At 68.6% G+C, this 25,315-nt stretch carries 20 protein-coding genes; 12 read left to right on the top strand and 8 right to left on the bottom strand.

The window, feature by feature from the left end:
* Positions 1–459: 459 nt before the first annotated feature.
* A complete protein-coding gene (locus tag F9C11_RS40615; protein ID WP_409187084.1) occupies positions 460–1,668 on the bottom strand; it encodes a PQQ-dependent sugar dehydrogenase in 1,209 nt (402 codons plus the stop codon).
* 58 nt (positions 1,669–1,726) lie between these two features.
* Here F9C11_RS40615 and F9C11_RS40610 point away from each other — a divergent pair, with 58 nt between their 5' ends.
* Positions 1,727–2,635, top strand: a complete 909-nt coding sequence (locus F9C11_RS40610; protein ID WP_409182630.1) for a 2-hydroxyacid dehydrogenase — start codon at positions 1,727–1,729, stop codon at positions 2,633–2,635.
* 105 nt (positions 2,636–2,740) lie between these two features.
* Entirely contained in the window at positions 2,741–3,313 is a 573-nt protein-coding gene (locus tag F9C11_RS40605) for a DoxX family protein (protein WP_409182629.1), read from the top strand.
* A 696-nt stretch (positions 3,314–4,009) separates the two neighbouring features.
* Here F9C11_RS40605 and ilvD read toward each other — a convergent pair.
* Positions 4,010–5,854, bottom strand: a complete 1,845-nt coding sequence (gene ilvD, locus F9C11_RS40600) for a dihydroxy-acid dehydratase (protein ID WP_409182628.1) — start codon at positions 5,852–5,854, stop codon at positions 4,010–4,012.
* A 72-nt stretch (positions 5,855–5,926) separates the two neighbouring features.
* Positions 5,927–6,505: a PH domain-containing protein gene (locus F9C11_RS40595; RefSeq protein WP_409182627.1), complete on the bottom strand. Its 579-nt coding sequence runs from the start codon at positions 6,503–6,505 to the stop codon at positions 5,927–5,929.
* Between the two features lie 324 nt (positions 6,506–6,829).
* Between F9C11_RS40595 and F9C11_RS40590 the strand changes: the two genes are divergently transcribed.
* From F9C11_RS40590 to F9C11_RS40575, 4 genes are all read left to right on the top strand, one after another.
* Entirely contained in the window at positions 6,830–8,719 is a 1,890-nt protein-coding gene (locus F9C11_RS40590) for an acetolactate synthase large subunit (RefSeq protein WP_409182626.1), read from the top strand.
* Complete coding sequence (gene ilvN / locus F9C11_RS40585) at positions 8,716–9,222, top strand: acetolactate synthase small subunit (RefSeq protein ID WP_184780531.1); 507 nt, start codon at positions 8,716–8,718, stop codon at positions 9,220–9,222. The genes F9C11_RS40590 and ilvN overlap by 4 nt, the downstream gene beginning before the upstream one ends.
* Positions 9,223–9,264: 42 nt before the next feature.
* The gene (ilvC, locus tag F9C11_RS40580; protein WP_009074019.1) at positions 9,265–10,278 is read left to right on the top strand and encodes a ketol-acid reductoisomerase; all 1,014 of its coding nucleotides are present in this window, start codon (positions 9,265–9,267) and stop codon (positions 10,276–10,278) included.
* A 97-nt stretch (positions 10,279–10,375) separates the two neighbouring features.
* Positions 10,376–10,636, top strand: a complete 261-nt coding sequence (locus F9C11_RS40575) for a DUF397 domain-containing protein (protein WP_409182625.1) — start codon at positions 10,376–10,378, stop codon at positions 10,634–10,636.
* Between the two features lie 399 nt (positions 10,637–11,035).
* Here the strand turns inward: F9C11_RS40575 and F9C11_RS40570 are convergent, their stop codons facing one another.
* Positions 11,036–11,596: a TetR/AcrR family transcriptional regulator gene (locus F9C11_RS40570; RefSeq protein ID WP_409182624.1), complete on the bottom strand. Its 561-nt coding sequence runs from the start codon at positions 11,594–11,596 to the stop codon at positions 11,036–11,038.
* A 104-nt stretch (positions 11,597–11,700) separates the two neighbouring features.
* On the opposite strand from F9C11_RS40570, the gene F9C11_RS40565 reads away from it, so the two are divergent.
* From F9C11_RS40565 to F9C11_RS40555, 3 genes are all read left to right on the top strand, one after another.
* A complete protein-coding gene (locus F9C11_RS40565) occupies positions 11,701–12,240 on the top strand; it encodes a cupin domain-containing protein (RefSeq protein ID WP_409182623.1) in 540 nt (179 codons plus the stop codon).
* Positions 12,241–12,362: 122 nt separating this feature from the next.
* A complete protein-coding gene (locus tag F9C11_RS40560) occupies positions 12,363–13,043 on the top strand; it encodes a HEAT repeat domain-containing protein (protein ID WP_409182622.1) in 681 nt (226 codons plus the stop codon).
* Complete coding sequence (locus F9C11_RS40555) at positions 13,037–14,065, top strand: HEAT repeat domain-containing protein (protein ID WP_409182621.1); 1,029 nt, start codon at positions 13,037–13,039, stop codon at positions 14,063–14,065. Before F9C11_RS40560 ends, F9C11_RS40555 begins: the two co-directional genes overlap by 7 nt.
* 715 nt (positions 14,066–14,780) lie before the next feature.
* Here the strand turns inward: F9C11_RS40555 and F9C11_RS40550 are convergent.
* The 4 genes from F9C11_RS40550 to F9C11_RS40535 form a co-directional block, all read right to left on the bottom strand.
* Complete coding sequence (locus tag F9C11_RS40550) at positions 14,781–15,677, bottom strand: nuclear transport factor 2 family protein (protein ID WP_409182620.1); 897 nt, start codon at positions 15,675–15,677, stop codon at positions 14,781–14,783.
* Positions 15,678–15,767: 90 nt separating this feature from the next.
* On the bottom strand, positions 15,768–17,114 hold the full coding sequence (locus F9C11_RS40545; RefSeq protein ID WP_409182619.1) for an ankyrin repeat domain-containing protein: 1,347 nt from the start codon (positions 17,112–17,114) through the stop codon (positions 15,768–15,770).
* Between the two features lie 154 nt (positions 17,115–17,268).
* Positions 17,269–17,895: a DUF1345 domain-containing protein gene (locus tag F9C11_RS40540; RefSeq protein ID WP_409182618.1), complete on the bottom strand. Its 627-nt coding sequence runs from the start codon at positions 17,893–17,895 to the stop codon at positions 17,269–17,271.
* A 351-nt stretch (positions 17,896–18,246) separates the two neighbouring features.
* Positions 18,247–19,080, bottom strand: a complete 834-nt coding sequence (locus F9C11_RS40535) for a TIGR03620 family F420-dependent LLM class oxidoreductase (protein WP_409182617.1) — start codon at positions 19,078–19,080, stop codon at positions 18,247–18,249.
* Between the two features lie 206 nt (positions 19,081–19,286).
* Here F9C11_RS40535 and F9C11_RS40530 point away from each other — a divergent pair, with 206 nt between their 5' ends.
* The 3 genes from F9C11_RS40530 (at position 19,287) to F9C11_RS40520 (ending at position 25,149) form a co-directional block, all read left to right on the top strand.
* Positions 19,287–19,886, top strand: coding sequence for a TetR/AcrR family transcriptional regulator (locus F9C11_RS40530; RefSeq protein ID WP_409182616.1), 600 nt, complete (start codon positions 19,287–19,289; stop codon positions 19,884–19,886).
* An 80-nt stretch (positions 19,887–19,966) separates the two neighbouring features.
* A complete protein-coding gene (gene serA / locus F9C11_RS40525) occupies positions 19,967–21,565 on the top strand; it encodes a phosphoglycerate dehydrogenase (RefSeq protein WP_409182615.1) in 1,599 nt (532 codons plus the stop codon).
* Between the two features lie 251 nt (positions 21,566–21,816).
* Positions 21,817–25,149 carry a S8 family peptidase gene (locus F9C11_RS40520; protein WP_409182614.1) on the top strand — a complete coding sequence of 1,111 codons (3,333 nt, stop codon included), beginning with the start codon at positions 21,817–21,819 and terminating at the stop codon, positions 25,147–25,149.
* The last annotated feature ends 166 nt before the right edge of the window (positions 25,150–25,315 follow it).

The raw sequence follows: 25,315 nt of genomic DNA, 5'->3' as shown, positions 1-25,315 counted from the left end.
ATTTGCCGTTTAGTGGCGACGAGGGTCGTCGCGGATGGTCGTCGCCATTGAAGTTTGCCGTTGGGGGCATTAGGGCAGCGGCGGACCTCCGGGGTTGCCGTTAAGTGGCGACGGTGATGTCTCTCGGCCGACGCCGACGCCGACGCCGACGCCGACGCCGACGCCGACGCCGACGCCGACGCCGACGCCGACGCCGCCCGGACGCCGACGCTGATGTCGCGGCGGGTGTCGATCTAGGGCGGCACCGGGCTGGTGCCGATCGATGGTTAGTGGTTGTCGCCGTTTAGCGGCGACTCCGGCCGGACTCGATGCGGTCGAAAAGAGCCTCAACAGCCAGCTCGACGAGACCGGTCATCACCGGGGGAGGTGGGCCGGATCAGCTATCGCCGCTCAACGGCTAATCGCAGGTCAACCGCACTCCCGTGCCCCGGAAGCGCTCGGTCAGGGTGCACCCGGGCGTCAGTCCTTGCCCGGACCGCCGCCCGTGTCGCTCACCACGATCAGGACCACGCGGTCGTCGCTGGAGACCGGTTTGCCGCCGTCCTTGTTGACGGTTCCGGCGACGGCCAGCTGGGGGTTGATCATGCTCATCGCGGAGAGCCGGCCGTACGTCGTGGCGGACTTGCTTTTGCCGTCGAGGGTGACCGTCGGCTTGCCGGTGACCGCACCGTCCTTGTTGACCGGCACGTTCTGCAACCCGGTGGACGACGCGATGCCGAGGATGCCGTTCGCGTCGACGAAATCGACGCAGCCGCCGAGGGAAGGCTTGTCCTGCCAGGTCCACGCGGGCGTGCTGAGCGGTTGTCCGGACTGGAGGCGGTACACGGCGTCCGGGCCGTTAGCCGGGTGATCGGTCACCCACGCGCGCTTCCCGTCGGACGAACGGCAGATGCCGCCGGGGGAGTGCAGGCCCGAGGCGTAGACGGCGGATCCGGGCTTGGGATTCCCGGCCGCCGGTTTTCCGGACACGTCGATCCGCAGGACCTTGCCTGCCAGGGAATTCGGGTCCGCCGCTGCGGCCGGGTTGCCGGCGTCGCCCGTCGCGACGAGGAGTGCGCTGCTTCCGTCGCTGGCCAGCGCGCCGCGGTTGCCGGTCGGGCCTTTCGGGATTCCGGTCAGCACCGGCTTGGGGGCTTGGCCCTTGGCGAAGCGCACGACACGGTTGTCCGAAGCCGTGGTGACGTAGGCGAAGACCAACTGGTCCTCGACATAGCTCGGCGACAGCGCCAGGCTGGTGAGCCCGCCGTCGCCGTCGGCCCGGACGTCCAGTTGCGCGAACGACGTCGCGTCGTGTCCGGAGCTGGCCAGCATGACCCGGCCGGTTTTCCGTTCACCGGCGAGAGCGGCTGGCGCGGACCCCTCGCCGGGAAGCCCAGCGACGGCGGCGACTGTGTCCAGGCAGGTGGCGATGACGGCCTTGTCGAAGTCCTTGCAGCCCTGCGGAGGCGGAACGGGCGAGGGCGGCGCTTGCGCGGGGCCGGTGCGGGGACCGCGGCCGGGGCCGTCGCCGTGCTCCTGGACATGCGGCGGAGATTCGGGGCTCGGCACCGGCGCGGGGGTGAACGTCTGGCCGGCGGCGGTGTCGTCGAACCGGGCGCAGCCGGAAAGCACGAGGCCTCCGCAGGCGAGGAGGGCCAGCGGCGCCGACCACCGGTACCGGGTACGCATGATGCCCCAGCCTAGGTGGCGCGGCGTGAGCCACTGGTAAGTGGTTACCGTGGTGATCATGACAGTCACCGTGCTGGTCCCGGACGACGAGGGTGTCGCCGTGCTGTCCGAAATCCCTCTCGTCAACGCGGTGCGCTACGAATGGGGTCGTCCGCTGCCGCCGGAGGCTGCGAAAGCCGAGGTGCTCGTCCCGCCCATGGCTTCGGCCGGCGACGACATCTGGAGCGATCTGCCGAACCTCAAGCTGGTGCAGCTCCTGACCGCTGGAGCGGAGGACTGGGTCGGCCGTGTCCCGGACGGCGTTCTGTTGTCCACCTGCCGCGGTGCGCACAGCGGCAGCATGGCGGAGTGGGTTGTCGGCGTCCTGCTGTCGATGTACCGGAATCTGGACGTCTACGCGGCGGCGCAACGGGCCGGACGCTGGGAGCAGCTGCCGTCCGACACCTTGCAAGGTCAGCGCGTGCTGATCGTCGGGGCTGGGGACGTCGGGCGGCAGTTGCGCCGTCGGCTGGAGCCGTTCGACGTCCGCTGCACGATGGTCGGGATGTCGGCGCGCGAGGGCGTGCACGGCGTTGATGAGCTGCCGGAGCTGCTGCCGCACCACGATGTGGTGGTCATGATGGTCCCCCTCACCTCGCGGACGAGAGGCATGGTCGACGCCGATTTTCTTGCCGCGATGCGTGATGACGCGGTGCTGGTCAATGCTGCACAAGGGCCGGTTGTGGTGACCGACGCGCTGGCGGCGGAACTCGCGGCGGGAAGGCTTCGGGCCGCGCTCGACGTGACCGATCCCGAGCCGTTGCCGGCGGACCATCCGCTGTGGACAGCGCCCGGTTTCGTGCTGACGCCGCACGTCGCCGGAGCGGTGCGGGGCGTCCGGCGGCGCGCTTATTTGGTGGCTGCGGCGGAAATCGCCCGGTACGCTGGCGGAGAGCTACCTGGCAATCTCGTGCGCGGCGAATACTGATCATTTCCCGGCTGTCGGCCTGGCACTCAGGGTGAACCCTGAAAGAGCCCCTGACCTCGGCGTGCTCGCTCGCGGGGCACGGCTGAATCCCCTAATCTTCGCCGCGTGACCACTCAAGGGGACGACTACCAGACCAGCGTGCTGTCCGGTGTCGAGGACTCTGCCGGCAACGACTACGAATCCCGGCAGGGCGGTCTCGGCTTCGGCCTGCTCGTCCTGCGCCTGGGGCTCGGTGTGATCATGGGTGCGCACGGCTTGCAGCATTTGTTCGGCGCTTTCGGCGGACCGGGCGTCGGCGGGTTCGCGCACGTGCTCGAGATGTTCGGCTACCACAAGCAGACGACGCTGCTGTCCTGGATCACCGGCATCACCGAGGTCGCGGGCGGTGCGCTGGTGATCGTCGGCCTGTTCACCCCGCTCGCCGCGGCCGGGCTGCTGGGTGTGGCCGCGAACATCGTCTACGCGAAGTTCCACGGCGGCTTCTTCCAGGGCACCGGTCAGGGCTGGGAGTACGAGCTGCTGCTGGGCCTCTGCGCACTGACGCTGATCTTCACCGGCGCGGGCACCATTTCGCTGGAGCGGAACACGCCGTGGCGGAAGCGGCCGTTGCCGCTCGGGCTCATCTCGTTGCTGCTGGCTGCGGCTGCCTCTGTGGTGGTCATCGTTCTGACCCGCTGACCCACGGACTCACTGACCCGCGACCTGCAGATCCGCGACCTGCGGACTCGCGGACCACGACCTGCGGATCCCCGACATGCGGACTCGCGGACCTACGGACTCGCTGACCCGCTGACCCGCTGACCCACGACCTGCGGGCTCGCGGACCCGGCCGTAGTTTGCGTCGCTGACCCTCTCGAGTCGGCTGGAAGCAACGTCGGGCCTGGTGACGTGATCCGGCCGTTGAGCAGACTGGTCAGGTGTTGCCGTTGAGTGGCGAATGCCTGGTCAGGGCGGAAATCGGGGGCTAGTTGCCTGGTGGGTTGGCCCGTGAGCGGCGACGGCAGGCGCAGGGTGCCACGGCTGGAGCCGGAGTCTCGGCGCGGACGGGGCGACCGGTGGCCGTTCAATGGCGATTCGCGCCGCTCGAAGTTGCGGGATGACCCGGGATCGCCTTTTGCCGGTGAGTGGCGAATCGCGTCGATCAGAAGCTTGGGCTGACCCGCGCGAGGAGCGTTCGCCGTTCAGCGGCGAATGTTGTGGACCGGCGGGCTGGCCTGGACTGACCGGTGGCCGTTTAGCGGCGAATCGCGCCGACCGGGATCTGGCGGGGAGCGCGTCCGAGATTTCGGCGGTGGAAGCCGACTTGGTCGCGACACCGAGAAGGGGCCCACGCACCACACGCGGGCCCCTCCCAGCAGAAGCAATCGGGCAGGATCAGCGGTTCGGATCCCGAACCGCGCCGGTGTCGGCCGACGTGGCCATCCGGGCGTAAGCCCGCAGCGCGGAGGTGATCGGGCGCTCCCGGTCCTTCGGCTGCCACGGACGCTCCGAAGCTTCCATCTTCGCCCGCCGTTCGGCCAGGATCTCGGGGTCGACCAGCAGCTCGAGCCGGCGCTCGTGGACGTCCAGGACGATCTGGTCGCCGTTCTCCACCAGGCCGATCAGCCCGCCCGCGGCGGCTTCCGGCGAGATGTGGCCCACCGAGATGCCCGAGGAGCCGCCGGAGAAGCGGCCGTCGGTGATCAGGGCGCACTTCTTGCCGAGGCCGGAACCCTTGAGGAACGCCGTCGGGTGCAGCATTTCCTGCATGCCGGGGCCGCCCGCCGGGCCCTCGTAGCGGATGACCAGCACCTCGCCCGGCTGGATCTCCTTCTTGAGGATTGCCGACACGGCCTCCTCCTGGCTCTCCAGCACCCGAGCCGGGCCCTGGAAGTGCCACAGGTCTTCGTCGATGCCCGCGGACTTGATCACGGCGCCGTTCTCGGCCAGGTTGCCGCGCAGGATCGCGAGGCCGCCGTCCTTCGTGTATGCGTGTTCGACGTCGCGGATGCAGCCGCCGACAGCATCAGTGTCCAGCGATGACCAGCGGTTTTCCGTCGAGAACGCCTGCGTGGTCCGGACCCCGCCCGGCGCGGCGTGGAACAGCTCCAGCGCCTTCTCCGACGGAGACTCGGCGCGGATGTCCCACTCGTTCAGCCACGTGGCGAGGTCCGGCGCGTGGACCGCGTGCACGTCGGTGTTCAGGAGACCGCCGCGGTACAGCTCGCCCAGGATGGCGGGGATTCCGCCGGCCCGGTGGACGTCTTCCATGTGGTAGTCGGAGTTCGGCGCGACCTTCGACAGGCACGGCACCCGCCGCCCGATGGCGTCGATGTCGCTGATCGTGAAGTCGACCTCGCCTTCCTGCGCGGCGGCGAGGATGTGCAGCACGGTGTTCGTCGACCCGCCCATGGCCATGTCGAGCGCCATCGCGTTCTCGAACGCCTTCTTCGTGGCGATCGAACGCGGCAGCGCCGACTCGTCGTCGGAGCCGTACCAGCGCTTGCACAGTTCGACCACCGTGCGTCCGGCGTTGGAGAACAGCTCGCGCCGGGCCGCGTGCGTCGCGAGCGTGGAACCGTTGCCCGGCAACGACAACCCCAGCGCCTCGGTGAGGCAGTTCATCGAGTTCGCGGTGAACATGCCGGAGCACGAACCGCAGGTCGGGCAGGCGGAGCGCTCGACCTCGGCCAGGCCGGCCTCGTCGATCGCCGAGTTCGCGGACGCCGCGATGGTGGTGATCAGGTCCGTCGGGGCCTGCGCGACGCCTTCGACGACCACCGCCTTGCCGGCCTCCATTGGACCGCCGGAGACGAACACGGTCGGGATGTTGAGCCGCATCGCGGCGTTGAGCATGCCCGGCGTGATCTTGTCGCAGTTGGAGATGCACACCAGCGCGTCGGCCTGGTGCGCGTTGACCATGTACTCCACCGAGTCCGCGATGATCTCGCGCGAGGGCAGCGAGTAGAGCATGCCCGAGTGGCCCATCGCGATGCCGTCGTCGACCGCGATCGTGTGGAACTCGCGCGCGATGCCGCCGGCTTCGGCGACCGCCTCGGCGACGATCTCGCCGAGGTCCTTGAGGTGCACGTGGCCGGGCACGAACTGGGTGTAGGAGTTGGCGATCGCGACGATCGGCTTGCCGAAATCGCTGTCGGTCATTCCGGTCGCACGCCAGAGCGAGCGTGCGCCCGCCGCGTTGCGACCGTGGGTGGTGGTCCGGGAACGGAGGTGCGGCACGGCATTCTCCCAGGTCAGAAGGCTGAACCAGGCGGAGGGGAACTACGGCTCCGCAAACTGGTCCTACCAATTCTACTCGGCGGGTTTGCCGTTGCCGCCGCCGGTCCGTTCCGCGTCGGCGGCAGGCTCCGGTGCGACGGGCCCGGGGGAGGGCTCGGGAGCGGGTTCCGGAGCGGGTTCTGGTGCGGCGTCCGGCACGGTCTCAGCGGCCGGTTTCCGCCCAGCGAGTTCCTCGTCGCTCAGCACGCCGGACGGGTCCTTGATCTTGCCCTCGCTCACCAGAGCCAGTACCGGAAGGTGCCGCGTCCGCACCGTGGGAAGGCTGACCTGGGTGTCGTCGCCGAGAACCGCGCGCACGCGGGCTTTGTTCGTGATCGCCAGGCCCTTGAGCGACGACCACGGCAGGTCGCGCTTGCCGAAGACGGTCCGGACGTGCAGTCCTTCGCGGGTCGCGACGGTGCGCGTGCGCGCGACGAACACGAGCAGCGCGAGCGGGAAGACGTACAGCCACTGGAATCCGCCGATCTCGCCCAGTGCGATCGGTGTCACACAGACGGTCAGCAGACCGATCGCGAGATACGCCGTGGTCGGGATCCGGAACACGGCCTTCCGGCCCTCGTCCGCACGCTGGTCCTGCTGTTTCTTGGCCACGAAGGAATGGTGCACCGACGCCGCGAGCGGCCTGCGCCCGGGTCGCGCGCGGGCAGTACTGGCCGTCCACGATGCGGAACCGCCGTCCCGTAGAGTTGACACTCGCCCGGGCGCGCGACTAACGTCGGGGCCGTGATTACGCAGACCGGTCTCGTACTTCCCAAGCGCGCCGACGCTTAGGAAGAGTCCTCTGCGTCGACGCGCGACCCTCGTGCGACCTTACGGTCGGCGAGGGTTTTTTGTTGCGTGAAACCGGTTCCCCGACCGGAAGTACGGCCCAGACAACCCGAACGAGTGACACCGAGAACCCACGAGGCAGAACCGATGACCAGTGCCACGTCGCGCAGCGACGCGAAGCCCGGGCCGACCGCGCCCGGTGTCCCAGGAGCACGTCCGAAGCCCGCCCCGCCGGCGGGTACGCCGGTGCGCGTGACCGGCGCGCAGTCGCTCGTCCGCTCGCTCGAGGCGGTCGGCGCGGAGGTCGTGTTCGGCATTCCGGGTGGCACCATCCTTCCCGCCTACGACCCGTTGCTCGACTCCACGAAGGTCCGGCACGTCCTGGTCCGCCACGAGCAGGGCGCCGGGCACGCCGCCACCGGCTACGCGCAGGCGACCGGCAAGGTCGGCGTCTGCATGGCCACCTCGGGTCCGGGCGCCACGAACCTCGTCACCCCGCTGGCCGACGCCAACATGGACTCGGTCCCGGTCGTCGCCATCACCGGGCAGCAGTCGCGCAGCCTGATCGGCACCGACGCGTTCCAGGAAGCCGACATCTGCGGCATCACCATGCCGATCACCAAGCACAACTTCCTCGTCACCGACCCGGCGGAAATCCCGAGGGCGATCGCCGAGGCGTTCCACCTGGCCGCGACCGGACGCCCGGGTCCGGTCCTGGTGGACATCCCCAAGGACGTGCTGCAGGAGATGACCTCGTTCTCCTGGCCGCCCGAACTCCGGCTGCCCGGCTACCGCCCGACGCTGCGGCCGCACGGCAAGCAGGTCCGCGAGGCCGCGAAGCTGATCGCGCAGGCCCAGCGGCCGGTGCTGTACGTCGGCGGCGGCGTGATCAAGGCCGAGGCGTCGCAGCAGCTGCGCGAACTCGCCGAGCTGACCGGCATTCCGGTCGCGACCACACTGATGGCGCGCGGCGCGTTCCCCGATTCGCACCGTCAGCACGTCGGCATGCCCGGCATGCACGGTTCCGTCGCCGCGGTCGCCTCGATGCAGCGCGCTGACCTGCTGGTCGCGCTCGGCGCCCGGTTCGACGACCGGGTCACCGGCCAGCTGTCGTCGTTCGCGCCGGACGCGAAGATCGTCCACGCGGACATCGACCCGGCCGAGATCTCCAAGAACCGCAAGGCGGACGTGCCGATCGTCGGCGACTGCAAGGAGATCATCGGCGAGCTGATCGAAGCGGTGAAGACCGAGTTCGAGCGCGCGCGTCCGGACCTGAGCGACTGGTGGACGCAGGTCGATTCGTGGCGCGAGGACTACCCGGCGGGCTACGAATGGCCCGACGACGGTTCGCTGTCGCCGCAGTACGTCATCGAGCGGATCGGCGAGCTGGTCGGCCCGGACGCGGTGTACGCCGCGGGCGTGGGGCAGCACCAGATGTGGGCCGCGCAGTTCGTCAAGTACGAGAAGCCGCGCACCTGGATCAACTCCGGCGGCCTCGGCACCATGGGCTTCGCCGTCCCGGCCGCGATGGGCGCGCAGTTCGGCCTGCCGGACACGCAGGTGTGGGCGATCGACGGCGACGGCTGCTTCCAGATGACCAACCAGGAACTCGCCACGTGCGCCATCGAAGGCGCGCCGATCAAGGTCGCCGTGATCAACAACGGCAACCTCGGCATGGTCCGCCAGTGGCAGAACCTGTTCTACTCCGAGCGGTACTCCAACACCGATCTCGGCACGCACAAGCACCGCATCCCGGACTTCACGCTGCTGGCCGAGGCGCTCGGCTGCGCGGGCCTGCGCTGCGAGGCCAAGGAGGACGTCGACGCGACGATCCGGCGCGCGATGGAAATCAACGACCGCCCCGTCGTGATCGATTTCGTCGTGGGGAAGGATGCCCAGGTGTGGCCGATGGTCGCCGCGGGCACCGGGAACGACGAGATCATGGCCGTCCGCGGCATCCGGCCGCTGTTCGACGACGACGAGGTTTCGCAGGAAGCCGCTGCCGAGGCCGCCGCCGCGGAGGGAGAGCAAGCATGACTGTCCACACGCTGAGCGTGCTGGTCGAGAACAAGCCCGGCGTGCTCGCCCGGGTCTCCGGACTGTTCTCCCGCCGCGGCTTCAACATCGAGTCCCTTGCTGTCGGGCCCACGGAGAACCCCGAGGTGTCCCGGATGACGATCGTGGTCGCCGTCGAAGAGCTACCGCTCGAACAGGTGACCAAACAGCTCAACAAGCTGGTGAACGTGATCAAGATCGTCGAGCTGGAAGCCGGCAGCGCGGTGCAGCGCGAACTGCTGCTCGTGAAGGTCAGGGCGGACGCCACCGTGCGCAGCCAGGTCCTTGAGACCGTCCAGCTCTTCCGCGCCAAGGTGGTGGACGTCTCGCCGGAGGCGCTCACCGTCGAGGCGACCGGGACGTCGGACAAGATCGGCGCGCTGCTGCGGATGCTGGAGCCGTACGGCATCCGCGAACTCGTCCAGTCCGGCATGGTCGCGGTGGGCCGCGGGGCCCGCTCGATCACCGCCACTTCTCCCCGCTGAACCTCAGATTTCGTGTAAGTACGGAAGGAAGTAGTACCCCCCATGGCAGTGGAAATCTTCTACGACGACGACGCCGACCTGTCGATCATCCAGGGTCGCAAGGTCGCCGTGATCGGCTACGGCAGCCAGGGCCACGCGCACTCGCTCAGCCTGCGCGACTCGGGCGTCGACGTCCGGATCGGCCTGCAGGAGGGGTCCAAGTCCCGGGCGAAGGCCGAGGAGCAGGGCCTGCGCGTGCTGTCGGTCGCCGAGGCGGCCGCCGAGGCCGACGTGATCATGATCCTCGCTCCGGACACGAAGCAGCGCTTCATCTACGAAGAGCACATCGCGCCGCACCTCAAGGACGGCGACGCGCTGTTCTTCGGCCACGGCTTCAACATCCGGTACGACCTGATCAAGCCGCCGGCGAACGTCGACGTCGCGATGGTCGCCCCGAAGGGTCCGGGCCACCTGGTCCGCCGCCAGTTCGTGGACGGCAAGGGCGTGCCCTGCCTGATCGCGGTCGAGCAGGACGCGTCGGGCAACGCCCAGGCGCTCGCGCTCTCCTACGCCGCGGCGATCGGCGGCGCGCGGGCCGGCGTCATCAAGACGACCTTCACCGAGGAGACCGAGACCGACCTGTTCGGCGAGCAGGCCGTGCTGTGCGGCGGCGCGTCCGCGCTGGTGCAGACCGGTTTCGAGGTGCTCACCGAGGCCGGCTACGCCCCGGAGATCGCCTACTTCGAGGTGCTGCACGAGCTGAAGCTGATCGTCGACCTGATGTACGAGGGCGGCATCGCGCGCCAGCGCTACTCCATCTCCGACACCGCCGAGTACGGCGACCTCACCCGCGGCCCGCGCGTCATCTCGCCGGCCGTCAAGGAGGAGATGAAGAAGATCCTGGGCGAGATCCAGGACGGCACCTTCGCCCGCGAGTGGGTGGCCGAGGACGAGGCCGGCCGGCCGAACTTCACGAAGCTCGAGGAGCAGGGCAACCAGCACCCGATCGAGAAGACCGGCAAGAAGCTCCGCGACCTGATGTCGTGGGTGGACCGGCCGATCACCGAGACCGCCTGACCGGTTTCCCAGGAGGAGGCCCTGTCGTCCGTTCGCCGGACGGCAGGGTCTCTTTTCGTTCCAGGCGTTGCCGCTGAATGGCGGATACGCTGTGCCGATGAGCCGCCCGACCGACGACAAGGCGCACATCCGGCACGAACTCGACCTCACCGGCGCGACCTGGATCCGCGCCGAACCGGCGGGCGTGACCCTGGAGCATTGCGCGGAGTACGCGTTCGTCCCGCACTCGGACGGGGTGACCTACGTGGCCATCCGGCAGCCGACCGATCCGGACGGGGCGGTGCTGGTTTTCACGCCTTCGGAGTGGGACGCGTTCACTCGCGGGGTTCGGGACGGGGAGTTCGAGTTGCCGGAGTAGGTCTTCGGGCTCGTGGGGCGTTTCTGGCTGGAGGGTTTGGGCTCGGGCACCTTTGAACGCCTGTTGCCGTTTAGTGGCGAATCCGTGGTTCGCGGCATGATTGCCCAGGTCCGAGGTCTTCGTCAGTGCGGTTGTGGCGTTTCCCGCGCGGCGGTGGGTTGTCTGGAGCAGATGGCTCCGAGCGTCGCGATGAGTGCGGTGATCTGATCGGCAGTCCGCGGCTGGAGACCAGTGCGGACGTGGGAAACCGGCTTGGCTCCGGCACACGAGTTCGCCGGGGTGCCGGCTGCGTGGCCGATCAGGTTTTCGCCGTTTCGCGGCCATCCCGTCCAGCCGGACCCGATCGTGGCCCGACGGATCGCCCGCCAGGACGCCAGTGATGTACCTGCGGGCTGACTCTCAGGACGGCAGGAAGATCGCCGCCGCTGCGTCGGCAAGTGCGTCGGGACTTGGCGAATCCGGCTCGGTTTGGGCCAGGTGCAGCAGCCCGAGAATGGCCGCGTACGCGACTCGTGCCCGGTGCTCGGCTTGGTCCGCCGGGAGGCCGAGTTCGAGATACGTGCTGGTCAGAAGGTTGAGTCGGGCTTGGTTGACGCGGCTGACCGCGTCCTTGACCCGCGGGTCGTTGCGATCGCCGAGCAGGCTCAGGTGTACCGACGGGGCCAACGGCTGGACGGCGCGCACGACGGCGGTGAGCAGGTCGCGCAGCCGTTGCCGCGGATCGGCGATTGCGGCGTACTCGGCGAGCCCCGCTTCGCCGTGGTTTCGCCTCCAATCGGCGAGAGCCGCGGTGATCAGCTCGTCCCGGTTGCGGAAGTGCGCGTAGAAACTGCCCTTGGTCACGCCGAGCGTCCGCGCGAGCGGTTCGACTCCGACCGCGGCCAGTCCGCCCTCCGCGATCGCCTTCAGCGCGGCCCGCGTCCAGTCCTGGGCGGACAGCCGGGGCGAGTCGTTCACCATGCGCGGAGGATACGCCACCGTATTGACGGCCCTGTCTGCACTGGATACGGTAGCGTATCCATACGCAACCGTATCCATACGGTGTCGTACTGAGGGGCGAAGAGATGGCACACGCGAAGGTTCGCCGAGTGGTCACCGGGCACGACTCCGACGGCAAGGCCCGGGTGGTCGCCGATGGCGCCGTCGAACCGATCACCTCCGGCTTGATGCCTGGCTGCGCGATCTACCGACTATGGGGCAGGGATGAGCGACCCATATTTCCCGACGACGGCTCGCCGCATCGGGCCGAGGCGTATTACCCGCCGCGGGACGGTTCGCGGTTCATGATCAACACGATCGCGCCCGGCGAACTGACCCCGCCGGCGGATCTCGACGTGGCGGCAGCGTGGGAAGAACTGGAGCGACAGGCACCGGGCGCGGTCGCCGCGATGGAGCCTGACGCACCGGGCATGCACACCACCGACACCCTCGATTACGTCCTGGTCGTCTCGGGCGAGGTCACGTTGGAGCTGGATGACGGGGATCAGACGGTCTTGCGGGCAGGCGATGTCCTCGTCCAGAACGGTACGCGGCACGCCTGGCGAAACCACGGCGTCGAACCGTGCACGATCGTCGGCGTCGCTGTCGGTGCGGAACGGGCGTAGACCGGTGTTGCCACTGAGCGGCGACACCGTTTTCGCCACTGAGCGGCGACAGTTCCTTTTGCCTGCCGGGTTTGACATTGACATTGTGACAAGGTCTTCACTGGTCGACGGAGGTGATCCCGATGAACTCGACCCAGATGAATGCCCAGCTCACGCGGCTGATCGAGGCGTTGGGTGCCGGAAACTCGTCGACACGGCTGCAGGCCGCGCTGACGATCGGAACGCACCCGGACGACCCTCGTCTCGTGGAGACGCTCGTCGCACGGTGCGCGATCGAGGCGGACTTCTTCGTGCGCGACATGCTCACTTGGGCGTTGACCCGGTTCCCGGCCGGGGACACGGTGCCGCGGCTTCTCGCGGAGCTGCGATCCCCGGTGGCGCAGGCCCGGAGCCAGTCGCTGCACACGTTGTCCAAAATCGGCGACAAGAACGCGTGGCCAGCGATCACCCGATCGTTGCTGCGCGACGCCGACGACGAGGTCGCGAGAAGCGCATGGCGAGCGGCAGTCGTCTTGGTGCCCGACGAGGACAAGGCCGGGCTGGCTGCGGAACTGGTGACTCAGCTCGGTCGTGGCGACCGAACCGTGCAGCTCAGCCTCAGCCGGGCGTTGGTCGCACTCGGTCCCGTCATTGAGCCGGCTTTGGAGGACGCAGTGACGGGCCCCGACCCGGCCGTCCGGGCACACGCCGCCGTCACCTTGCGGCTGCTCCATGACCCGGACGCCGGTTTCGACCAGGCCGTGGACGAGGCAAAACGGATCGTCGCGCTCGGTCCCGAGCGGGCTCAGGAAATCGCGTGCTGATCGGCGAGGTCGCCCGCCGCTCGGGGGTCAGTACCCGGATGCTTCGGCACTACGACGCCCTCGGGCTGGTGCGGCCGACCGGTCGCACCGTGGGCGGCTATCGCGAGTACTCCGCGGACGACATTCGCCGCATCTTCCATGTGGAGAGCCTGCGGTCGCTCGGGATGTCGCTGCGGCAGATCGGCCGGGCGCTGGAAGATCCCGCCTTCGTGCCGGCGGAGCTGGTCGGCGACCTCATCCGGCGGACCGAAGACCGGCTGAAGCGGGAACAGGAGCTGCTCGACCGGCTCCGTGCGGTCGATGCCTCGGCACCCTCCGGTTGGGAGGGTGCGTTGCGCATCGTCGAGCTGCTGCGCGGGCTCAGCTCGCCGGGTGCCGCGCGTCGGCAGCAGACCGTCCTGGCTCCCGCCGACGATGTGCCGGTTCCCGCTGAGGTCCTGGCCAAAGCGGTTCTCGCCGAATCCGATCCGAATGTCGCCGGCGCGCTGCGCTGGGCCCTTGCTCGAACCGATGGCGACGGGGTGGCGAATGTGGCGGCTGGTCTCGGTTCGGAAGACGCCGAGGTCCGCCGACGCGCGATCCTGGCACTTATCGAGTTGCCCGGCGAAGAGGTGACTGCGGTGTTGATGGACGCGCTCGCTGGTTCAGATGCTGTGGTCCGTCGGCATGCAGCACTTGCTTTAGGCGCGCGCGGTGCTGAGGAGGCCGTGCCGACGCTGGTCGAAATGGTCGTCGAGGGGCGAAACGATGTCGAGGCGGCTGAAGTTTTGGGTGCGTTGGCGGATGGGGGAGTGGACGGGATTGTCGGCGCGTTGGTCGATGCGTTGGCGGCGCATCCGGTGGATTCGGCGGTGCGGATCCGGTTGACGCAGGCACTTGCGGAGATGCCGGGGACACTCGCGCACGAGGCGTTGCGGCGGTTGGCGGGGGATGGGGATCGGGATGTCGCGTTGGTGGCTTCGGCTCTGGTGAGGGTGGTTGAAGAGCGTGAGGGCGTTGGTGGGGGCTCTGAAATCAGCTAGGCGGTGCGGGCGGTTGGCGGAGGCTTTCGGCGATCGGTGCTGGTCAGGGGCTTTTGCCATTTAATGGCGAAAGTTGCTGCGGGGCTCGTTGCCGTTTAGCGGCGACAGCCCGGGCCGGGTGGTTGGCGGCTTGCGAGGTGAGTTGCCGTTGATTGGCGAAAGCTGCAGGGGGAGATGTCGACTGGCAACGGTTGGGTGTTCGCCGATTGCGGGGGAGGGCCGGGTCAGCAGGTGTTTGCCGTCGGACGGCGAAAGTCGGGATGGCGGGTGTTGTCATTGAACGGCGAGGGGCGGAGTAGTGAGTGGTTGCCGATGCGCGGCGAGAGCTGTGGCGGCAGATGTTTCCGCTGAATGGCGACGGACGCGGCGGCGCATAGTGACGGCTGTGGTCGTTGGGGGGCGACGAGCGTGACGGCGACGTTGCCTCCGAGTGGCGACGGTTATCTGCGTGCTTGTTCTGCAGGCAGGCCGCGGTGGTGGAGGTTGCCGCTAAATGGCGACGGGCGTTTCAACGGCGGGGTCATCGGACGGCGTAGCGGTGACTCGCCACTGTGCGGCAACGTTGGGACGAGCCGTCGTTGGGAGGTGACGGCGTCCAGCCTTGATGAGAGTGTCGCCGTTAGTGGCGACACAGTGCTGGGCTGCCGTGGAGCGGTCGCGTCTGGCGTCCAGTGAGGCGTTGCCGTTTAGTGGCGACGGCGTGGACGAGTTGCCGTTATTCGGCGACGCGGGCGATTAGTTCCGGCAGTCGACCGGTGGCTGCGGCCAGGGCGAGGTGGTCTCCGTAGTCGCGGGATTCGACGATTTCTCCGTCTCGGATGCGCATTGCGAAGATGTTGTTCACCTGGAACGGGGTGCCGGAGCTGGTTTCGCCTACATAGGTCGATTCGCCGATGATGACTTCGGGGTCGGTGCTCAGGTGGAGTACCAGATCGGTCACCTCGATGCGGAATCCTGCTGCGGAACCGATGGCGAAGTGGGCGCGCAGGTCGTCTCGGGTGCGGAGGACGGGGGCTCCGGGCAGGAACGGGTGGCGGACATCGGTCTTTGCTGCATACAGATCGGGGAGTTCGGACCAGCGTCCGTCGGCTACGCCGAAGACGACTCGTTGGAATACGCCTTCACGGCTGTTCGGGGAGAAGAGTTCGGACGGGCGTGGGGTGATGGGGCGGGATTCGTAAGCGGGCGCTTGGGCGTAGGCCTCGGCTAAGGTGCCAGCGGCGTTTTGGATGGCGGCTAGGCGCAGGTAGTCGTGGTAGTCGCGGGTGTGGATGAGGAGTCCGTCGCGGGCGCGGAGGACTTGGATGTTCGCCGTTTCGGTCGTCTGGCCGGTTTTTCGCGACTCGGCGGTGTACTGGTATTCGGCGACGATGACGTCGGGGTCGGCGGTTTCGTGGATGGTGACGTCGTGGCGTTTGAGCCGAAGGAGCTGGCCCAGGCCGCTGACGAAACGGTCGTGCACCGCGGCGCGGCCTTCTATGCGGCCAGGCCTCGGGACGGCGGTGGGGTGTTCTACGACGGTGTCCTCCGCGTAGAGCTGTGCGAGGTCGGCGAAGCGGCCGTCGGTGATTCCGGTGGAGAGCTGGTCGAACAGGTCGCGTGCGGTGGGCATGGGGGTCTCCGCGGGGTCGGTTAACCGGAGTCGGTAGTCCGTTACGATACGGACTAGCGACTCCGGTTGTCTACTGTCGGGGGTTGCCGATTAGTGGCGACTGAGGCGGCGCAGTAGTTCTCGGGCGTCGGGGCTGTCGCAGGCTTCGGCCCAGCCTTCGGGGGTGCTGTCCCAGAGGGCGTCGCGGGCGGTGAGGTCGGCGCCGGCGGATGCGAGGATTTCGATGACGTCCAGGCGGTTGCTTTGGGCGGCCAGGTGCAGCGCCGTGACACCGACGCCGTGGCGTGGGCCGCCGAAGGTGCCGATCTGGTTGACGTTCGCGCCCAGCGACAGAAGAGTTTCTGTTGCCGCTGAGTGGCCACACGTCGCTGCCCAGGCGAGGGCGGTGCCGCGGTAGACGTCGGCGTCCAGGTTCGCGCCGCGGGCGGCCAGGGTGCGGAGTGCGGCTACTTGGTTGTTGCGGGCGGCCCAGGCGAGGGACTCGTCGAGGATCTCTGCTGGGTCGCTTGTTGGCCGCCAGAAGGGAAAACCGCTGTGCGGACGGTAGAACTCACGGTGTGCGCCGGCCGCTGGGGAAAGAGTCCCCTTTGGACTGACGAGTTCATCCAGCAGTGCGGCGTCGCCTAGACCGGCTGCGACGCGAAGGTTGCGAGGGGACCGTTCGTGCGTTGCCAGTTTTTCGGCAACAGCGCGATTTCCCCAAAACAGGGCCACAATGAGCGGGGTTCCGCCGTCGCCGCGACCGGATACGGTCAAGGGCGCGCCGGCGTTGAGCAAAAGGTCGGCGATCAGTGGTAAGTTGCTGTAGGCGGCTTGATGTAAGGCAGTCCATCCGTGTGCGTTGGCTCGCGCGGGGTCGGCACCGTGGGCGAGCAGGACGCGGACGAGGCGTTCGTCATGGGTCGCGGCGGCCATGCCGAGAAGATCGTTCCCGTTGGTGCCTCGGGCGCGGACCAGGTGCGGAGCTTCGGTCAGCAGCGTCGTCAGCCCGTCGACGTCTCGGGCTTCTACCAGCTGATAAGCCCGGGCGAACGGTTCGCCGTTTTTCGGCAAATCCTCGACGTGGGCTTTCAACGCCCGCCAGGCCGGGAAGCCGTGCTCGCGCGCGATGACGGTGAGCGCGCCGGTGCGGGTCAGCGGTTGTTCGTGCCGGGCGAAGGCGGCGCGGGCGTCCGGGGTGCCGTCTTCGGCGGAGGCGAGGAGGCCGGTGGCGCGGTCGCGGTAGTACTCGACGTCCTGGTGGTACGCGTGCTGGACGTCCGGGCCGTGTTCGGCGATGCGGCGGACGTACGCCTGAAGTTGCGGCCAGCTGGGGAATCCGTAGCGGTGGGCGAGCCGGAACTGCGCTTCCGACAGGGCGACCGAGTCGGCGCGGGCGAGTTCCTTCGCCTGTTTGCGGAGCTGGCCGAGGTCGGGGTTGGCGGGCAAGGCCGTCATCGGGAGTCCTTCCTTCCCTTGCGCGCCCGTGGTCCGCCGGCACCGGGCAGGGAAGAAGGGAAGCTCGGCAACTCGTGGTACGGGGGTGGGCTCAGCCCTTTCCGCGGACAGGACGCGGCCCCTGCCGCGCGAGAACCACTGTAGCTCAGAAGGGTTAATGTCCGCCGGTGATGACGCTGACCGCGATGCCGAGCGTGGCCGTGTTGTACATGAAGGACAGGACGCTGTGCGCGAGCACCAGGGAACGGATCGACGTCGTTCGCGTTTCGACGTCAGAGACCGCGAAGCTCGTCCCGATGGTGAACGCGAAATAGGTGAAATCGGCCAGTATGGGGCGTTCGGTTTCGGGGAAGCGGAAGTGTTGCGTCGGGAGGCTGTCGTAGTACTTCTGAGCGTAGCGTTCCGCATAGCCGAAGTGCAGGATCGCCCAGGCCAGCAGGACCGCGGGAACGCCGACGATTTTCGCTTGGTCCGGGTCGATGCCCGCCGTTTCCGGCAGGACGATCGACAGTCCGGCGGTGACGCCGACGAGGCTGGTCAACAGGGTGAACAACAGTCCGAGCCGACGGCCTAGAACGCCTTTCAGCCACCGGGCGTCGGTGTGGTCGATTTTCCGGCTGCGGGACACTCGCGCGACCCGGATGCCGAGGTAGACCAGAGCGAGCAGGTCCCACAAGAGGAGGACGAGGACATTGTCGTCTTGGATGAAGGTGGCGATCCCGAGCGTCAGCAGGACGAGTTCGACCATTCGGGACGCGGCGATGGCGAGTTTCGTGAACACCGGCGGCTCCCGGGGGCGAACGCGGGCGAGGCGTTCCGCGAAGATAACAGCGGGTGGTCGCCGCTGGACGGCGAAACCGTCTCGTCCGGATCGCCCGTTCAGGGGAAGTGTTCGCTGGGGTGGCCGTGGCGGGCCGGGCAGTGTGGGAACGTCGGTGTTGAACGGGAAAGTGGCCGTATGCAGGGGATGAAGAGTTTCGCCGTTTAGTGGCGAATCCATGGTGAGCTGGGTTTTCCGGGGTCTGGGCTGCTTCGGCGAGTGCGGGTCGGCTGGGTGGCCGGGGTCGGCGGAGACGTTGGGTGCTGGTCGCGGTGGGGCTTCCGGGAGAAGCCTCGAAAGCCCCACCGGGAATCAGGGAACCAGCGGAGCGAGGCGACGCCAGCCGTCCAGCGGGATCTCCGGTCCGGCGCCGAGGACCTGGACGCAGACGTGGTCCGCGCCGGCGTCGAGGTGTGCGCCGATTCGGTCGGCGACTTCCTGCTCGCTGCGGTAGGCCACGATGGCGTCGACGAGCCGGTCGCTGCCGCCGTCGGCCAGGTCTTCCTCGGAGTAGCCGAGGCGGCGGAGATTCGCTCGTTGGTGTGGAGCCATCCGCACGTAGCCGGCGACGTGTTCGCGAGCGATTTGCCGCGCTCGCAATGGATCTGCGTCGAGGACAACGGCTTGTTCGACGGCGAGGTACGCGTCTGGTCCGAGCGTTTCCCGGGCGAACGCAGTATGCTCGGGAGGGACGAAGTAGGGGTGTGCGCCGTCGGCCTGGGTTGCCGCGAGTTTCAGCATTTTGGGTCCGAGCGCGGCTAGAAGCCGACGCGGTCGGGAATCAGAAGCAAAGTCCAGATCCGCTGCGTCCATGGCGTCGAGGTAGTCCTGCATCGCGCTGCCTCCGCCGCCAGGTCGATGCCCGCCCAGCCCCAGCGTGAACCGTCCCGGATACGCCTCTGCCAGTGTGCGTCCCGCGGCTTCGGCGGATGCCGCAGACCGTTCGGAAAACCGGGCGATTCCGGTTGCCACGGTCAAGGTCGTGGTCGCTTCGAGCAGCAACGCGGCCTGAGTGAACGCCTCCCGCCCGCGGTATTCGCCGAACCACAGCGCCGTGAAGCCCAGCGACTCGACCTCGCGGGCGGCCGCGCGTACTTCGCCGATTTCCTTGCCGTCAAAGGCGAATGTCCAGATCCCGACTGTCATTGCGCCTCGCCTTCCGTGTCGGCGGCGAATTTCGCGAACAAATCCACAACGGACTCCAAGAAGTTTCCAGGCCGCAGGAGCGCGGCATTGATCCCGGAGCAGCCAAGGCCGGTACGTCCACTGAGGACGCACCCTGAAGCAGAGGCTGCCTCCGGTTACTATACGGAGGGCACCTCCGATTTGTCACGGGATAAGCTGGGTCCGAGATGAGCGACGCCAAGCCGATGCGCGCGGACGCCCGCCGCAACTACGAACGCCTGCTGGCCGAAGCGAGGCGTGCCTTCGCCGAACGCGGCGTCGACGCCTCGCTCGAAGACGTCGCCCGCAGTGCCGGCGTCGGGATCGGCACCCTTTATCGTCACTTCCCGACCAGGGAAGACCTGATCGAGACGCTGCTGCGGGACCGCTTCGACACCCAGGCGGAAAGGGCGCGCGAGCTGCTGCTCGCCGACGATCCGCTCGACGGGCTGTACACCTGGCTCATCGGCTTCGGCGAAACCTCCGCCGTTTACCGCGGCCTTACCGAAATGCTGGCCGACGCCTTCGACGATCCGGAGTCGCGGCTGCACGCGTCCTGCGAAGCGATGCGGGAAGCCGCGTCCCACCTAGTGGACAGGGCGCAGGCGGCCGGCGTTTTCCGCGCCGACGTGACGGTCCGGGAGCTGCTTTTGTTGCTGCACGGTGCTTCCTGGGCCGGATCCCACCTTCCGGGAGAAGGCGGTACAGAGCGCCTGATGACGCTTGTCTTCACCGGATTACGAACAAGTGAACAGCGGGGGCAGCGGGCTGTCAGCGCACCGCGTTAAACTCCCGCGAGTCCGGGCACAACGACGTGCGCCGCGAGAGAGCGTCCTCGATTTCGTGACCAGATAGTGGGAGCCGCATCGTGACCAAGCCCAGCAAACCCGTAGTCCTCATCGCGGAGAAGCTCGCGCCCTCCGTGCTGAGTGTGTTCGGTGAAGAGGTAGAGGTCCGGCACGTGGACGGCACCGACCGTCCCGCTCTGCTCGAGGCGGTGAAGAGCGCCGACGCGCTTCTGGTCCGATCCGCCACCAAGGTCGACGCCGAGGTGCTCGGGGCGACGACTCAGCTGAAGGTCGTCGCCCGCGCGGGCGTGGGCCTGGACAACGTCGAGGTCCCGGCCGCCACCGAGCGCGGGGTGCTCGTGGTGAACGCGCCGACGTCGAACATCGTCTCCGCCGCCGAGCACGCGGTCGCGCTGCTGCTCGCGGTCGCCCGCCGCGTTCCCGCCGCCGACCAGAGCCTGCGCGGCGGCGAGTGGAAGCGCAGCTCGTTCTCCGGCGTCGAGATCAACGGCAAGACGGTCGGCGTCGTCGGGCTCGGCAAGATCGGCCAGCTGTTCGCCCAGCGGCTCGCCGCCTTCGGGACGAAGCTCATCGCGTACGACCCCTACGTCTCGGCCGCGCGCGCCGCCCAGCTGGGCATCGAGCTGGTCACCCTCGACGAGCTGCTGGAACGCGCCGACGCGATCTCCATCCACCTGCCGAAGACGCCGGAGACCAAGGGGCTCATCGACGCCGAGGCGCTCAAGAAGACCAAGCCCGGCGTGATCATCGTCAACGCCGCCCGCGGCGGTCTCATCGTCGAGGAAGCGCTGGCCGACGCGGTGCGCAGCGGCCACGTCGGCGGTGCCGGCATCGACGTGTTCGTCACCGAGCCGACCACCGAGAGCCCGCTGTTCAACCTGCCGAACGTCGTCGTCACGCCGCACCTCGGCGCGTCCACCGCCGAGGCGCAGGACCGCGCGGGCACGGACGTCGCGCGTTCGGTGCTGCTGGCGCTGCGCGGCGACTTCGTCCCGGACGCGGTGAACGTGTCCGGCGGCGGCGCGGTCGGCGAGCACGTGCGGCCGTACCTGTCGCTCACCCAGAAGCTCGGCCAGGTGCTGACCGCGCTGAACCCGAAGGCCCCGACGTCGCTGACCGTCGAGGTCAAGGGCGAGATCTCCAGCGAAGACACCGCGGTGCTGAAGCTGGCCGCGCTGCGCGGACTCTTCTCGGGCGTGGTCGAGGACCAGGTCACCTTCGTCAACGCGCCGCGGCTGGCCGAGGAGCTCGGCGTGCAGGCGGAGCTGGTCGCCGAGTCGGAGAGCCCGAAGTTCCGCAGCCTGGTCACGCTCCGCGCGGTGCACGGCGACGGCGCGACGCTCACCGTGTCCGGTTCGGTCACCGGCAAGGACGAGGTCGAGAAGATCGTCGAGGTCAAGGGAAGGCACTTCGACCTGCGCGCCGAGGGCGACGTGCTGGTGATCGAGTACCCGGACCGGCCCGGCGTCATGGGCCGCGTCGGCACGCTGCTCGGCGAGGCGGGCATCAACATCGAGGCCGCGCAGATCAGCCAGAGCACCGACGGTTCCGACTCGATCATGCTGCTGCGCGTCGACCGGCATGTGGACACGAACGTGCTCGAGCCGATCGGAGCCACCGTCGGGGCGCACACCATCCGCGCCGTCGACTTCAGCTAGTCCCCAGCACGCCGAACGGCCCCTTTCCCGGACTCCCGGGGGAGGGGCCGTTCTGGCGTCCGCCCGCACCGGCAACATTCGGGTAACGGACGTTTTTCCGCACGAAAGTAGGGGTTTCGGACAGCTAGGTTCTTGCCGCGAGGCTGAACCACGCGCCGTGAGAGCACGGTGCGGCGCCGGTGCTCACCGTCGGGGGTGCGAATGGGGAGCGCGGGCAGGTTCGTGATCCGGGCCTCGAGAAGGGGTTACTCATGAGCAGAACCCGGTTGCCCGGGTGGGCTGCCCGCTCGGTGGTCGTGGGTTCCGCGGTGGTGCTGGCGGCGGCCGTCGCCGTGCCCGCCGCGTCCGCGCAGGGCGCGCCGCTGGCCGAGCCGGTCGCTCCGGCCAAGATCGACGCGAGCAAGGTCGAGGGCAAGCTTTCGCCCCGGCTGAGCGCGGCGCAGGGCCAGATCACCGCGTTCGTCGAGCTGGCGAAGAAACCCGCGGTGGACGCGTTCAAGGAGGAGCAGGGCAAGGGCAAGGAGAAGGCCAAGCAGGCGGCGAAGGCGGCCAAGGCCGACGTCGCCGCGGCGGTCAGCTCCGTCGTCGGACAGCTGCGGTCCGCGGACGCGGGCACGAAGCTGGTCACGCAGACGGCCAACGCGGTGCCCGGCGCGGTCGTCACCGCGGACGCGGCCAAGATCCGCCAGCTCGCGGAACGGCCGGACGTCGTCTCGGTGCGCACGGTCGTGCCGAAGAACCGCACCAACGCGAGTGCCGAACAGCTCACCAACACGCTTGCCAGCTGGCAGAAAACGGGCAAGTTCGGCGACAACATCCGCGTCGGCGTGATCGACGACGGCATCGACTACACCCACGCCGACTTCGGCGGTCCCGGCACGCCCGAGGCGTACCAGGCGGTCGACCGGGCGAAGCCGTCGCCGCTGTTCCCGAGCGCCAAGGTGGTCGGCGGCACCGACCTCGTCGGCGACGACTACGACTCGGCGGGCAAGACCGGGTCGCCGACGCCGAAACCGGACCCCAACCCGATCGCGTGCGGCGAGCACGGCACGCACGTCGCGGGCACGATCGGCGGCTTCGGCGTGAACGCCGACGGCAGCACGTTCACCGGCGACTACAAGAAGCTGAACAAGAAGACCCTCGACGCCATGCGGATCGGCCCGGGCACCGCGCCCAAGGCGCTGCTGTACGCGATCAAGGTGTTCGGCTGCAAGGGTTCCACGAACGTCACCTCGCAGGCGCTGGACTGGGCGCTCGACCCGGACGGCGACGGCGACTTCACCGACCACCTCGACGTCGTGAACCTGTCGCTGGGCAGCGACTTCGGCGCGCCGGACGACCCGGACTCGCTGTTCGTGCGCAAGCTCGCGCAGAACAACGTGCTGCCGGTGATCTCGGCGGGCAACGGCGGCGACATCAACGACATCGCCGGTTCGCCGGGCAACACCCCGGAAGCGCTCACCGTGGCCAGCAGCCGCGACGCGGGCGAACTGCGGGACGCGATCGAGGTCAAGACGCCGACCGCCGGAGCGCAGCCGGGCCAGTACAGCCAGGAGTACACCGGCTACGACACCCTCGACCTCACCGCGCCGGTGGTGCCGATTTCGGCGGGCAACAACGCCGGTTGCGCCGCCTATTCGGCTGAGGACAAGGCGAAGGTCGCGGGCAAGATCGTGTGGCTGGAGTGGGACGACAACGACGCCACCCGGCCGTGCGGGTCTGCCGCGCGGGCCAACAACGCGCAGGCCGCGGGCGCCAAGGGCGTGCTGCTTTCGTCCACTGTGGAGCATTTCGGCGCGGGGATCGCGGGCAACGCGGCGGTTCCGATGTTCCAGCTCACCGGCAAGGCCACCCAGGCCGTGCGGGCGGGGCTGACCGCGGGCACGCTGACCGTGCGGCTGTACGGCGCCGGGCGGACCACGCTGCAGACGTATGACCAGTCTATTGTGGACACTCCAAGCTCGTTCACTTCGCGCGGCGGACGCGGTCCGTCGGTGAAGCCGGACGTCGCCGCGCCTGGCGACACGATCACGTCGGCGTTCCGCGGCAGCGGCAACGAGCGGCTGGTCATCTCGGGCACGTCGATGGCCGCGCCGCACACGTCGGGCATCACGGCGCTGGTCCGCCAGGCGCATCCGGACTGGAGCGTCGAGGAGGTCAAGGCCGACGTCGTGGGTACCGCGGTGCACGACATCACCGACGGCGCGGGCCACACCTACGGCCCGCAGCGCGTCGGCGCCGGCCGGATCGACGCGAAAGCCGCGCTGGACAATCAGGTTCTCGCGTACGTGCAGGACGACCCGGGCGCGGTGAGCGTCACGTTCGGCACCGTCGAGGCGGCGGGTCCGGTCACCTTGAGCAAGACGATCAAGGTGGTCAACAAGGGCGTCAAGGCGGCCGAGTACTCGGTGGGCTACGAGGCGGTCAACAGCCTGCCCGGCGTTGAGTACACAGTGGACAAGAGCTCGGTGAAGCTGAACCCGCGCGGGGTCGCGACGGTGAAGGTGACGCTGAAGATCACCGATCCGAAGGCGCTGCGCAAGGTTCTCGACCCGACCATGGCGGCTTCCCAGGCCGGGCTCGCCCGCCAGTTCGTGGCCGACGCTTCGGGCCGGATCGCGTTCACCCCGAAGAACGGCGCGACCGTTCCGCTGCGGGTGGCCGTGTACTCGGCGCCGAAACCGGTTTCGACGATCACCACCCCGGGCGGCGTGCGCTTCGGCGCGAACGCCGACCAGGCCGTGCTGAACCTCGGCGGCAAGGGCATCGACCAGGGCAGCGGCTCCCAGCGGTACCGCTCGCTGATCAGCGTGCTCGAACTGCAGGCCGAATCGCCGCAGCTGCCGGAATGCGACTCGCACGTCACGTCCGACTGCACCCTCAACCGCACCGCGAAGGGCGGCGACCTGCGCTACATCGGCGCGGCGTCGACGGCCCCGCTCGCCAAGGCGCAGGGGGAGCCGGAGAACGCGACGCTGGCGTTCGGCATCACGACCTGGAGCGATTTCGCGAACCTGGGCAGCAACACGGTGCCGTTCGTGGACATCGACACCACCGGCGACGGCAAGCCGGACTTCGAAACCTTCGTGACGAAGGCGAAGGGGTCGGACGTGCTGCTCGTCAACACGGTGTCGCTGACCAAGCCGGGCAACCCGTCGGTGGACCTGCAGGCGATCAACGGCCAGCTCGGCGACGTCGACACCAACGTGTTCGACTCGAACGTGATGGTGCTGCCGGTCAGCATCGCCGCGCTCGGGATCGACCCGAAGGAGGCGTCGCACCGGATCAGCTACACGGTCGGCACCGCCGGGTACTACGTCGCGCCGGGTACCTCGAACGGGTTGATCGACCAGGTCAGCACTCCGCTGTCGTTCGACGCGCTCGCGCCGGCGTACTCGGTCCAGGGCGGCGGCGACGCGGCGCTGGGCTACGTCGCCAAGCCGGGCACGGCTCTGGTGGTCAACCGCAACAAGGCCGCCGTCGCCGGGGACAAGGCGAAGGGCCTGCTGGCGATCGAGCACCACAACGCGACCGGGCAGCGCGCCTCGGTCGTGCGGATCGAATCGGAGGTCCCGCGCGGCTGACCCGGTTCACCCGATGAGGGGAACTTGAGGTGCGCCGCGGAAGTGGCCGCATAGCGGGACGCGGGGGCTTGCGCAGGCTGTCCGGCCTGGGCAAGCCCCCGTTTCCGTTCGCCCGAACGGGTGTCTCACCCTGTGGGAGGATGCGGCATAAGGGTGGTGCGGCTAC

The organism is Amycolatopsis sp. VS8301801F10, from assembly GCF_046195355.1.
Classification (GTDB): domain Bacteria; phylum Actinomycetota; class Actinomycetes; order Mycobacteriales; family Pseudonocardiaceae; genus Amycolatopsis.
The sequence above is the reverse complement of the archived record's forward strand: the minus strand, read 5'-3'. Positions and strand labels throughout refer to the sequence as shown.

What these genes read in the sequence shown, in the direction of transcription:
- F9C11_RS40615 (WP_409187084.1), bottom strand. Translation starts at nt 1,668, where the DNA reads ATGCGTACCCGGTACCGGTGGTCGGCGCCGCTGGCCCTCCTCGCCTGC.
- F9C11_RS40610 (WP_409182630.1), top strand. Translation starts at nt 1,727, where the DNA reads ATGACAGTCACCGTGCTGGTCCCGGACGACGAGGGTGTCGCCGTGCTG.
- F9C11_RS40590 (WP_409182626.1), top strand. Translation starts at nt 6,830, where the DNA reads ATGACCAGTGCCACGTCGCGCAGCGACGCGAAGCCCGGGCCGACCGCG.
- ilvN (WP_184780531.1), top strand. Translation starts at nt 8,716, where the DNA reads ATGACTGTCCACACGCTGAGCGTGCTGGTCGAGAACAAGCCCGGCGTG.
- ilvC (WP_009074019.1), top strand. Translation starts at nt 9,265, where the DNA reads ATGGCAGTGGAAATCTTCTACGACGACGACGCCGACCTGTCGATCATC.
- F9C11_RS40575 (WP_409182625.1), top strand. Translation starts at nt 10,376, where the DNA reads ATGAGCCGCCCGACCGACGACAAGGCGCACATCCGGCACGAACTCGAC.
- F9C11_RS40570 (WP_409182624.1), bottom strand. Translation starts at nt 11,596, where the DNA reads ATGGTGAACGACTCGCCCCGGCTGTCCGCCCAGGACTGGACGCGGGCC.
- F9C11_RS40565 (WP_409182623.1), top strand. Translation starts at nt 11,701, where the DNA reads ATGGCACACGCGAAGGTTCGCCGAGTGGTCACCGGGCACGACTCCGAC.
- F9C11_RS40560 (WP_409182622.1), top strand. Translation starts at nt 12,363, where the DNA reads ATGAACTCGACCCAGATGAATGCCCAGCTCACGCGGCTGATCGAGGCG.
- F9C11_RS40550 (WP_409182620.1), bottom strand. Translation starts at nt 15,677, where the DNA reads ATGCCCACCGCACGCGACCTGTTCGACCAGCTCTCCACCGGAATCACC.
- F9C11_RS40545 (WP_409182619.1), bottom strand. Translation starts at nt 17,114, where the DNA reads ATGACGGCCTTGCCCGCCAACCCCGACCTCGGCCAGCTCCGCAAACAG.
- F9C11_RS40535 (WP_409182617.1), bottom strand. Translation starts at nt 19,080, where the DNA reads ATGACAGTCGGGATCTGGACATTCGCCTTTGACGGCAAGGAAATCGGC.
- F9C11_RS40530 (WP_409182616.1), top strand. Translation starts at nt 19,287, where the DNA reads ATGAGCGACGCCAAGCCGATGCGCGCGGACGCCCGCCGCAACTACGAA.
- F9C11_RS40520 (WP_409182614.1), top strand. Translation starts at nt 21,817, where the DNA reads ATGAGCAGAACCCGGTTGCCCGGGTGGGCTGCCCGCTCGGTGGTCGTG.